The 1,944-nt window shown below is 36.6% G+C and carries 2 protein-coding genes; one reads left to right on the top strand and one right to left on the bottom strand.

Annotation, left to right across the window (positions count from 1 at the left end):
* Window positions 1–372: 372 nt before the first annotated feature.
* Window positions 373–939 carry a hypothetical protein gene (locus H1P_RS33045; RefSeq protein ID WP_144875686.1) on the bottom strand — a complete coding sequence of 189 codons (567 nt, stop codon included), beginning with the start codon at window positions 937–939 and terminating at the stop codon, window positions 373–375.
* A 185-nt stretch (window positions 940–1,124) separates the two neighbouring features.
* Between H1P_RS33045 and H1P_RS33040 the strand changes: the two genes are divergently transcribed.
* On the top strand, window positions 1,125–1,892 hold the full coding sequence (locus tag H1P_RS33040) for a peroxiredoxin-like family protein (RefSeq protein ID WP_144875684.1): 768 nt from the start codon (window positions 1,125–1,127) through the stop codon (window positions 1,890–1,892).
* The last annotated feature ends 52 nt before the right edge of the window (window positions 1,893–1,944 follow it).

Below are 1,944 nucleotides of genomic sequence, written 5' to 3'. Positions count from 1 at the left end.
CTTGGGTTTCCCTCAATGAGCAATATGCGCGATGCGAAGCGAGTCCTTTAGGGGAGCGGTATCCTTTAGGACTCGTTCAAGACAGTAATGTCACCCAAAATAATACGGTTCGTAGCTATAAGCTATAAGCTATAAGCTTTCTTGCTTTGAAATAATTTTAAATAACAGTATAGATTAGTAAAAACTTGTCTCAGCATTATGCATTCACCAACGCCCTAATTTTTAGATAGCCCTGAATTCAAGGTGGCAGAAATGATTAGGCAATGATAAAAGTTCATAACGCACTGGCGTATGAAGCTCATCGGCAAAATTCTCTGCTCTGCTTAACGTCTTTCTTCACTTCTTAGAACTTTGCTAGCAAGTGAAGAAAGATTATTCAAATCCTTCTAAATAGGAAGCGATATATTTTTGTCCCCTCTCAATGTAGTAAAGCGAAAAGAGAGTTTCATAATCCTGCTTGACTAATGTCATAGCTCGTTTTGTCCGTTCACGATCGTAGACAATGAACTGGGCAGTAGATGCTGCGTAGTATTCGCGCTCTGACTTCTTGATATTGTCTTTAAACGCATTTTTGTATAGCGAGCGTCCTGCTTGAATAAGTACTTTTTGTTCGTCGTTAAATTCAATTTTGCCTTCACTGGGGAAATATAATTCTGTCCGTTTCATAAAACCCATGACTAAATTCATGCATTCGCGAGTCTGTTCTACTGATAAACATTCTCGATCGCCACGACGAAATGCCCACTGAGTACAACCGTTGGTTACCTCTAATACCCGCAGCTTGGCAAATTTATCCAGAGCTTCATCAGAAAATTTTTCCAACTCTTCAATGTGATTTTCTATAAGCTTTTTAAATCGTCGGTAATCTTCTTCAAAAAACTGTTTTAGTTCTTTGATTTCTGCTAGTTTATCCCAGTAAATTGTGCGTTGTATTTTCATAATTATTTATTGAATCATTTTCGCCTAATTATTTTGACTCGGTAACTCGGTGAACCATCTCAAACCTACAACTTTTTCAGCAAACCCTAATTAACGTTAGGCGTTTTACATCAGCAAATACGATACGCTATTTAATACTATAGAATTTCCTTTAATAGTGTATTTTTTATTATTAAAATTGTTATATGGATACTGGTTCGATTCTGAAACAAACTCAACGTTTACGAGTGAGTGATGGTGTAATGACACCAATTTTGAGTAACACTGAATCGGCAAATCGTGTTTTAGTGCTTGTTTGGTCACAGTTAGGGGATTTCGATAATTTAGAATATGCTTGGTGGTTACAACGGGAATCAGCCAAGCTACAAGAAAAAGGCATTGTCGTAAGAGCTATTGGTATTGGCGATCGCAATTCGGGCAAAAAGTTTGGCGAATACACAGGCTTTCCTACTGAATGTTTGTTTGTCGATCCCCAAGCTGAAATCCATCAAAAATTAGAGTTATATCCAGGTTTGAGGGTTAAATTACCTTTTTTTTCCAAAAAACAAAATGCTTGGTTTAATTTTCTCTTAATGTGTGCGGGAATCGGCAGTCCAGGCACGTTAAAAGAAGTATTTCGTGGTTATAAAGGCGATCGCAATTCTCCTCAATTAATTGCTGATGAGGAAGTAGTTAAAGCAACTCCTCTAACACCTATAAAAGGATCATTTTTCAACTTAGCAGGAGGAAAAGACTTTCAACGTCCTTTTGAATTAGCAACTCTACGCTTACGCAATATGACAGAGGTTTTAGGCAACTGGAATACTTATGTACCTGATGCATCTTATATTACCCAAAGAGGAGCAACCTTTTTATTTGATAATCAGGGGAAATTATTATATGAACACCGTGACAAGGGTATTTTAGGTTTTGCAGAGAATACGAGCAATCCTTTAGCTTTTTTAGATAACTAAATCAAGTGAATAACTAAATAAATTCAAATCAGAAGTATCATGTTAAAAAAAA

It is taken from the genome of Hyella patelloides LEGE 07179, assembly GCF_900659865.1.
Lineage (GTDB): Bacteria > Cyanobacteriota > Cyanobacteriia > Cyanobacteriales > Xenococcaceae > Hyella > Hyella patelloides.
This window is presented reverse-complemented; position numbering and strand designations above follow the sequence as displayed.